Annotated in this window: 4 protein-coding genes; all 4 read left to right on the forward strand. The window is 74.6% G+C overall.

The window, feature by feature from the left end:
- Positions 1–9: 9 nt before the first annotated feature.
- Positions 10–975 carry a lysylphosphatidylglycerol synthase domain-containing protein gene (locus IR158_RS01130; RefSeq protein ID WP_291808387.1) on the forward strand — a complete coding sequence of 322 codons (966 nt, stop codon included), beginning with the start codon at positions 10–12 and terminating at the stop codon, positions 973–975.
- Positions 972–2,747 carry a hypothetical protein gene (locus tag IR158_RS01135; protein WP_291808390.1) on the forward strand — a complete coding sequence of 592 codons (1,776 nt, stop codon included), beginning with the start codon at positions 972–974 and terminating at the stop codon, positions 2,745–2,747. Before IR158_RS01130 ends, IR158_RS01135 begins: the two co-directional genes overlap by 4 nt.
- A gap of 80 nt (positions 2,748–2,827) precedes the next feature.
- Positions 2,828–5,635 (forward strand): YfhO family protein, encoded by a 2,808-nt coding sequence (locus IR158_RS01140; protein WP_291808393.1) that lies wholly within the window; start codon positions 2,828–2,830, stop codon positions 5,633–5,635.
- A gap of 139 nt (positions 5,636–5,774) precedes the next feature.
- Positions 5,775–8,022: N-acetylmuramoyl-L-alanine amidase (locus IR158_RS01145; protein WP_291808396.1), on the forward strand; the 2,248-nt coding region annotated here is incomplete at its 3' end.

An 8,022-nucleotide genomic window follows, 5' to 3' on the forward strand; every position in this document is an offset into this window, starting at 1 on the left:
CGTCGGCGGATGACGTCGCGCACCTGGATCCAGATCGGCTTCAGTGCCGTCGTCGTGGTCGCGGTGGCCGTCTACCTCGTCCGGATCGACTGGGCCCAGCTGGAGGGGCTGCACCTCTCCGCCGCCCCCCTGGCCGCCGCGACGGTGCTCGCGCTCGGGTTCCGGTACTGGGGCGCGCTGGTCTGGCTGCACCTGCTGAGACGCCTGGGCGCGCGCGACGTGCACCGGTCGGCACGCGAGCTCTCGTACGTCTACGCCAAGGCGTGGCTGGGTCGGTACGTGCTGGGCGCCGGCACCTGGATCGTCGGCAAGGTCTACTTCGCGGCTCAGCACGGCGTGAGCCGGTCGAAGCTCGCCGTGAGCGGCACCCTCGAGGCCGCGCTGCAGCTCATCTCGACGCTGCTGGTCGGCCTCGCGCTGCTGGCCCTGGACCCGCGCCTCGACGCGTTGGGGGGCCGTGCGACGGTGCTGTCCGCCGTCGCCGCCGGCGTGTGCCTCCTGGCGCTGGCACCTCCCGTTCTGCGTCGCCTGCTGGACCTCGCCTATCGCCTCGCCCGCCGGCGGCTGCCCGCTGAGGACCGCCCAACCTGGTCGCTGGTCCTCAGCGGGGGCGGACTGTACGTGCTCGGCACGCTGCTGACCGGCGCCTCGTACTACCTGCTGGCCCGCGCGGTGTACTCCGACCTGCCGTGGAGCGACCTGGCGTACGTCGTGGGCGCCGCCAGCATCGCGTCCGCCGTGAGCATGCTGGCCGTCTTCGCGCCAGGAGGGCTGGGCGTCCGCGAAGGTGTGCAGGCTCTGTTCCTCAGCGCGCTCATGCCGCTCGAGGCCGCCGTCGTCGTGACGGTACTGACGCGGTTGTGGAGCGTGGCCGTGGACGTCCTCTTCCTGGCCTGCGCCGCAGCGCTGCGCCCGCGGGGCGGCGCGCCGCGCACGGTCCCCGCGTCCTCGGGCACCACGGGAGACGGTTCGTGACCGCCCCGACGCCCGGGGCGGTGGCTGCCGGGGCGGCGCGTCGGCTGCGGGCAACGGTCGACCGCGTGCCGGCCGCCCCCGCCGTCCTGTGGGCCGTGACCTCCGCTCTGCTCGCGGTCGCGACGGTGCGCGCACGCCACGACCTCAACAACATCGACGGCATCTCGTACATCTCGATCGCGCGGCAGTACGCGTCGGGGCTCTTCGGCTCCGCCGTGAACGCGTACTGGTCGCCGTTGATCAGCTGGCTGGCGGCGCCCTTGATCGCACTCGGCGTCGACGGCGTCGTCGCGATCGTCGCCGTCTCCGCCGTGGGCGCCTCCCTGGGCCTCGCGGCCGGCGGCGCGCTGGTGTGGTGGGCGACGCACGGCCGCAGCGTGCCTACCCTGCTGTTCATGGCGACCGCCGCGGTCTTCTACCTCGCCAACGTCCGGTCGCTCACGCCCGACGTCCTCGTCGTGAGCTGGACGACCCTGTTCGCCCTCGTCCTCGCGCGCTTCGACGAGTCCCTCGCGACGGGTCGCCACGTCCGACGGCACGCCGTGCTGCTCGGCGCCACGTGCACGCTCGGGTACGTCACCAAGCTCTTCCTCGTGCCCGTCGTCGTCGTCGTGCTCGCGGCCTGGCTCGTGCTGCGGCTGCGTGACCGCACGGCACGACGCCAGGTGGCCGCTGCGGCCGGCCTGGCGGTGCTCGTCGCCGGCCTGCTCGCGGCACCCTGGGCCGCCGTCCTGTCGTGGAAGTACGGCGAGGCCACGATCGGCTCGTCCTTCGCCGTCAACATGAGCGCGAAGGTCGACCCGACCGGCGGCGCGGCCGCGCGCGAGCCGGTGCTGTGGGCGCCACCGAACGAGCACGCGATCTCGTTCGGCGAGGACCGGACGTTCCAGGTACGGACCGGCGGCGGGTCGGACGGCGGCGGGCAGGAGACGCAGCAGCTGACGGTGCGCGACCGCCTCACCTACTACGTCGAGCAGCGGCTGCTGGCCTTCCCGTACTACCTCGAACGGATCCGCAGCTTCGCTCCCTGGACCGTCCCGGTGCTGGCGCTCGCCACCGCGGCGCTCGTGCTCTCGCGAGCGGGCGAGGCACGGCTGCGCCGGACGACCCTCGCGCTCGTCCTCACCGGCTGGGTGTACTTCCTCGGCTACGCCGGCGTCACCACCGCCGCGACGCAGGGCGGGAACGCCCGCTACTACTGGCCCCTGCTCACCCTGTCCTCCCTGGCGGCGTACAGCGCGCTGCCTGCCCTATGGCAGCGGTTCGTGGCCGGCCGCGGCCTCGTCGTCCGCACCGCCGCCGCGATACTCGCCCTGCTCATCCCGCTGACGGCGGCGTGGGAGCACGGGGCCGGGGTGCGTGCGCCGTTCAGCGTCGGCGGCAAGGCCCGCGGTGTCACCCACGCCCTGGCCGCGTCGCAGCCCCCCGACATCGCGCGCCTCGCCGGTGAGATGCGTCCGTTCGTGCCGGCGGGCTCCGCGATCCTCGGGAGCAACTACCGGGCGACACTTCGGCTGGCCTACTACCTCGACGCCCGCGTCTTCGGCCGGGCCGACCAGGGGTACGACCTCACGGACCCGTCCTTCCGGCAGCAGGTCCGCGATGCAGGGATCCGGTACCACCTGCAGTTCACACCTGTGGCGGGTGCCGATCCCGACCTCACGGCGCTCGGTACGCCGCTCGCGACGTTCACGGCGCTGACGACCTGCTCCGACGTCGCCGGCGCCCCGATCGAGCAGTGCCGCGTCTCGGTGCGCGAGGTTCGTCCGTGAGGTCGGGCGGCACCCCTGATCGATCCGTACGACCGCTCGTCGGCGTGATCCGTTCCGTGCGCCGCTCCGGTGGACGGGCCGTGGAGCGAGCCGTCCGTGCCCTGCAGGACCCCGCGTCGCGTGGCGTCACGCTCGTCACGGCCGCCGCCTGGTGCGGGCTCGCCCTGTTCGTCGTCGTCGGTGTCGGCTCCGCGCTGCTCGGCCGGACGGTGTTCGCCGCGACCGACATGCTGGGCGCGTACGCGCCGTGGGACGGCGTCCTGGCCGACACCCCCGCACGGAACCCGTGGCCCGCCGACACCGTCGACTCCGTCATCCCGCGGCTGCTGCTGCTCAAGCACGCGCTGCTCGAGGGCGACATGCCGTGGTGGAACCCGTACGTCGCGGGGGGCAGCCCGTTGGGGTCGCTGCCCGACTCCTCCATGTTCTCGCCACTGACGCTCCCCTGGCTCCTCGTGCCGGACGTGTACGCGCCCGGCCTGGTGAAGCTCCTCGAGATCGCCGTCGGCGTGGGCGGGATGGTGCTGCTGCTCCGGCGGCTCGGCCTCGGGCCGGCCTCGTGGGCCGTCGGCAGCCTCGCCTTCCTGTCGAGCGGGTTCATGATCGCCTGGACCGGTTGGCCGCAGACGCGTGTCGCCGTGCTCCTGCCGCTGCTGCTGTGGGCCGTCGACCGTGCTGTCGAGCACCGCCGGTGGCGCGACGCGCTGCCCCTGGGCGCCGTGATCGCCGCGATGCTGCTCGGCGGGTTTCCCGCGGTGCTGCTGCACGGGGCGTACGCGTCGCTCGTCCTGGTGGTCGTGCGCCTGTGGCACGCCCGGGCGGCGCTGCGCGAGTGGCTGCGGTCGGTTGCTGTGGCGACGAGCGGCGCACTGCTCGGAGCCGCCCTGTCGGCGTGGCAGCTGATCCCCTTCGCCCTCAACACGACCAGCGCCGTCAGCCTGGACCGCCGCCTGCAGTCCCCGGAGATGCACCTCGACTGGTCGGCGCTCGCGACGACCTTCGCCCCCGACGTCCTCGGGGCTGTCGACGACCCGCTGTGGGGCGGCTCGCGCAACCCGGTCGAGCGGCTGTCGTACGTCGGCGCCGTGACGCTGGTGCTCGTCGTCCTCGCCCTCGCCGTCCGCTCCCGCCGGGCGCTCTCGTGGCCGCTCGTCACGGCGGCGACGGGCGGTGCCGCCTGCGTGGCCGTCGTCTACTCCGGACTGGCGCTGGGCCTCGTGCAACGGCTGCCCGGCTTCGACGTCAACTACGTCGGCCGCGTGCGAGGGCTCCTGGGACTGGTCGCGGCCGTGTGCGCCGCCTACGGGATGGAACGCCTCGTCCGGTCGGTCCGGGCACGCTCGACCGACGTGCCGCAGGCGGACGCCCGCTCGGACGACCACGAGACCGTCCCCCGGCCCACCCGTCGCCCCGTCCCCGCCACCGCGTGGGTACTCGGCGGTGCCGCCGCCGTGGCCCTGGCGGTCGCGGTCGTGCGTGCGCTGCGGGCTGCACCGCACGAGCAGGTCGGCGCTGCGTGGACGGGTCTCGTCGTCGGTGTCGTCCTTCTCGCCGTCGCCGTGACGCTGCTGCTCGTCGCGCTGCGCACCTCCCGTCGGTCCTGGGCTGTCGCGGCCGCGGTGTGCCTGCCCCTGCTCATGGCCGTGCAGGCGGGCCAGGTCGCTCACGCGTGGTGGCCCCGATCGCCCGTGAGCACCTTCTACCCCGAGACGCCGACGCACGAGGTCCTGCGCGACCGGCTCGGGAGCGACCGCTTCACCAGCACGGGACTGACGATGCTGCCGGGGAGCAGCACCGCGTACGGGCTGCGGTCCGCGACGGGGCACGCGTTCCACACGGAGGAGTGGCGCGCGCTCCTGGAGTCGGCAGACCCCGACGCCATGCGCAGCGACACCTACTCCACGATGACCTCGGAGGCCCTGGGCTCCCCCGCCCTCGACCGTCTCGCCGCGCGCTACGCCGTGGTGGAGCCCGGGGCGGAGCTGCTCGGGGACCTCGAGCGCACGAGTCGCCCGCGGGGCGACGCACCGCTCCTCCAGGGTGAGTGGGCCACGTCGGCGGAGCTGGACGGCCCGGTCCGGGGCGTCCGCGTCGACCTGGTGATGGGCCTCGTCTTCGCGTCCGGCCAGGAGGGCACCCTCGTGCTCGAGCTGGTCGACGACGACGATCGCGTCGTCGCCCGGACCGCGCAGGTGACCCGCGGGTTCGCCCACCCCGGGAGCGTGTGGATGGCACTGCCGTCGGTGGACGAGGAGGGGCCGCTCCGCGTGCGGCTGCGTGTCGACGACGCCACCGTCACCCTGCAGACCGACCGCCAGGGCCGGTGGGCGACGAACGTGGTCCGTGCCGACGACGACCTCGTCGTCGTCCACACGGGCGACGCGACCGTCTACGAGCGCACGACCGCGCTCCCCCGGTTCCGCTGGGCGTCCGAGGTCGTGGTGGAGGACGACCCGGAGTCGCGGGTCGCGCTGCTCGCGGGGGGTCACCTGGACGACGACGAAGCCGTCCTCGACGTGCCGCCCGCCACCACGCCGACCGCCGGTTCGCGCGGGGTCGTGCGCGTCCTGCAGGACGACGACCGGATCGTGCTCGACGTGGCCGCCGACGGTGACGGTGTGCTCGTCGTCGCCGACGCCCGGCGGCCCGGCTGGCACGCCCGCGTCGACGGCCGGCCGGTCGAGCTCATCGGGGTCGACCACGCGCTCTCGGGCGTCGAGATCAGCGCCGGACAGCACACGGTCGAGCTCACGTACGCGCCGCCCGGCCTGGTCACGGGCCTCTGGACGACCACGGCCGGCGTGGTCGTCCTGCTCGCCGCAGGTGTCACGCTCGCCGTGCGGCGGTTCCGGGCCCGGGGCGACGAGGGCCGGCCGGCGAGGAGCTGAGCCGCCCGGGACGGAGGGGGCAGACCGCGCACGCGCCGTCGCGCACGTCCGTCGAAGCGGTCGAACCGGGCGTGTCGGCCGCGCGCCCGACCGGTGTCCGTGGTCCCCTCGACTTAACGCCCGAGCACAGGAGACACCCATGTCCGACCCTCGCCGCGCCGCCGCCGTCCTGCTGAGCGCCGCCCTCGCCACGTCCCTCGTCGTCCTGCCGGGGTCCGCCGCGACCGCGGCGACCGAGGCGGACGGCTCGGTCGACGTCACGGAGCTCGACCTCGTCGGCGTGCGCTCGGACCTCGTGAGCTCGCTCCCCGACCCCGAGGACGTGCCGCTCGCGGAGGAGGCGGAACCGGCGACAGCGAGCCAGGACGCGACCGTCGACGACGCCGGGTCGACCGCTTCGTCGGGCGAGGGAGGGCGGGTCGTCCGCACCGCCCTCGCCGCGACGCCGACCGAGGACGACGAGCCCCGCACGTCGGCGACCGACGCCGAGCCCACCGCCCCGGCCGCCCCCTCCGAGCCTGCGGCGAGCCCGTCGGCCGCGCCGCGTGGCGCCGCGCCGAGCCCCGACGTCACGGCGCCGTCGCCGTCGCCGTCGCCGACCGCCGGTGCCGGCACGACGCCCACTCCGGATGTCCTGACCGCACCGCTCGACACCGCGCCGTTCACCGTGCTCGGGCTCACGTGGCAGGACGAGCCGGGCCTCGACGACGTGGTCGTGCGCTACCGGGTCCGGGAGGCGGGCAGCTGGTCGGAGTGGGTCGGCGTGTCGGCGTCGGACATCGCCCCGGACCTCGGCACCCCGGATGCCGAGGCGGGTGCGCGTGACGGGACGGACGCCGTCGTCACCGCCGGCGCCGACGGCCTCCAGGTCTGGGCCGAGGCGGGCAGCGGCAGGGTCACGGGGCTCAAGGCGGTCCTGGTCGACCCCGGCGAGGCCACGGTCGACGCGCGCGCGACCGTCGGGGCGAGCACCGGCGCCGGCAGGGCGAGTGACGCCGCCGTACGCGACGCCGCGGTGCTCGCGGCGGCCGCCCCCGCGCGCCCCGCCATCATCAGCCGCGCCGGCTGGGGCGCGGACGAGTCGCTGCGCGGCTGCACGCCCGACTACTCCAACTCGATGGTCTCGGCCGCCGTGCACCACACCGCCTCGGCGAACGACTACTCCGCCGACGCCGTTGCCGGGATCATCCGCGGCATCTACTCGTACCACACGCGTCCGGAAGCGGCCGGCGGCCGGGGCTGGTGCGACATCGGCTACAACTTCCTCGTGGACCGGTTCGGCCGGACCTTCGAGGGACGCGCCGGCGGCGTGACGAGCACCGTGGTCGGTGTGCACACCGGCGGCTTCAACAGCCGGACGATCGGGGTGTCCGCGATCGGTAACTTCGCGACCACCGGGGCCCCCGACGCGATGGTGGAGGCCATCAGCCAGCTCATCGCCTGGAAGTTCTCGGTCCACCGCATCACCGCAGGCACCAACGTGACGATGGTGTCCGGCGGCGGTGCGTCACGCTTCCCCGCGGGCACCGTGGTGTCGTTCCCGACGATCTACGCGCACCGCGACGCCGCGACCACGACGTGTCCCGGCCAGTACCTCTACGACCGTCTGGCCCAGATCCGCGCACGCGTCGCCCAGCTGGCGAACGCCGCGGTCGCGGCCTCCCCGCGCGGCGTCGTCGACGCCTACCAGGGCGGCTCCGGCATCACCGTGCGCGGCTGGGCCTTCGACCCCGAGACCGACGCGTCGCTGACGATCCGCGTGTCCGTCGGTGGCAAGGTCTCCGACATCGCCGCCGACCGCGCCCGGCCCGATGTCGCCGCCGCCTACGGCGTGGGGTCGCGCCACGGCTTCGACGCGCGGATCACGGCCGCCAACGGCAGGCACGTCGTGTGCGTCACCGCGGTCAACCGGGGCTCCGGCGCGGACGTCGTGCTCGGCTGCGCGCTCGTGACCGTCAGCAACGCGGCACCCGTCGGCGTGCTGGACGCGATCTCCACGACGCCGACGACCATCTCCCTGCGTGGCTGGGCGCTCGACCCGGACACGACGGCCCCCATCGGGGTGCACGTCTACGTCGACGGCAAGGCCGCCCGTGCACTGACGGCCGACCGTTCGCGGCCCGACGTCGGGCGGGCCTACGGCAAGGGGGACGCCCACGGGTTCGACGTGACGATCCCCGCCGAGCAGGGCCGCCGCTCCGTCTGCCTGTACCTCATCAACCAGCCCACCGGACCGAACCCGGTGCTCACGTGCCGCACCGTGCAGGTCGGGCACCCGCCGATCGGCTCGCTCGACACGATCCGGACCACGCCCACGAGCATCACCGTGGGCGGCTGGGCGCTCGACCCGGACACGACGGCCCCCATCGGGGTGCACGTCTACGTCG

Source organism: Cellulomonas sp. (genome assembly GCF_015234515.1).
Lineage (GTDB): Bacteria > Actinomycetota > Actinomycetes > Actinomycetales > Cellulomonadaceae > Cellulomonas.